The organism is Escherichia sp. KCJ4928 (genome assembly GCF_004352695.1).
GTDB lineage: Bacteria > Pseudomonadota > Gammaproteobacteria > Enterobacterales > Enterobacteriaceae > ECMA0423.
In genome coordinates this window covers 1-627 of sequence record NZ_SJWV01000542.1, presented here as the reverse complement: position 1 = coordinate 627, position 627 = coordinate 1, and the positions used below count along the sequence as shown (strand labels likewise).

The 627-nt window shown below is 40.5% G+C and carries 1 protein-coding gene; it reads left to right on the top strand.

Annotation, left to right across the window (positions count from 1 at the left end; all coding sequences use genetic code 11):
* Positions 1-119 precede the first annotated feature (119 nt).
* Positions 120-627: recombinase family protein (locus tag E0D98_RS25440; RefSeq protein ID WP_131891474.1), on the top strand; the 508-nt coding region annotated here is incomplete at its 3' end.

Below are 627 nucleotides of genomic sequence, written 5' to 3'. Positions count from 1 at the left end.
GTTGCATACGCATTCGTTTATTTTCGAACGTGTACATACAAATATGTACAAAAATAATCAAAATTATTTTCTGAGATGCATTATGATATGTACACCAATTTCGTATAGAAGATCTCACTATGTCTCGAATTTATGCTTACTGTCGGGTATCAACTCTGGAACAAACAACCAAAAATCAACGTCGGGAAATCGAAAGTGCAGGTTTTAACATCAAATCTCAGCAAATAATTGAAGAACAAATTAGCGGCTCAGCAGCAACCAGTGAGCGTCCTGGTTTTAACCAGTTGCTTGATCGACTGAAAAGAGGTGATGCATTGATTGTCACAAAACTGGATCGCCTCGGTTGTAATCCAATGGATATCAGTAAAACGGTGGAACAACTGACCAAAGCAGGTATCAAAGTGCATTGCTTAGCATTGGGGGGCGTTGACCTGACCAGTCCACCTGGAAAAATGATGATGCAAGTAATTTCAGCAGTCGCTGAATTTGAGCGAGACCTTTTACTTGAGCGTACTCATTCAGGGATATTAAGAGCACGGGGCGCAGGAAAGCGATTTGGTCGCCCACCTGTGTTAAATGATGAACAAATACAGAGGGTACTAGAGCAAATTAAGTCAGGTATAAATA